We start from the raw sequence: 288 nt of genomic DNA, 5'->3' as shown, positions 1-288 counted from the left end.
CCAGTCCCAGAACTCGAACATATTGGCCGTGTCGATACCAAATTCGCCGACCGCTTTGGCGTTGGTGGAGAGCGCAGCAAAGTGTTTCGCCACGTGTTTTTCATCGCCTGCACTTTTCAGGAACCAGTCGCGCGCGCTGTGGGCGTTGGTCATGGTTTCCTGGGTGGTGAAAGTTTTAGAAGCGACCAGGAACAGCGTGGTTTCCGGGTTCACTTTTTTCAGCACTTCAGCGATGTGGGTGCCATCAACGTTAGAGACGAAGTGCATGTTCAGATGGTTTTTATACGG

The 288-nt window shown here is 52.4% G+C and carries 1 pseudogene; it reads right to left on the bottom strand.

Annotation, left to right across the window (positions count from 1 at the left end):
• Positions 1 to 273: pseudogene (pgi, locus tag J4G32_RS21075) on the bottom strand (glucose-6-phosphate isomerase); the annotation flags it as partial.
• Between the last annotated feature and the right edge of the window lie 15 nt (positions 274 to 288).

Source organism: Microvirga antarctica (genome assembly GCF_017921815.1).
GTDB lineage: Bacteria > Pseudomonadota > Alphaproteobacteria > Rhizobiales > Beijerinckiaceae > Microvirga > Microvirga antarctica.
Note: the sequence above shows the minus strand (reverse complement) of the source record. Positions and strands in the feature narration are given on the sequence as shown.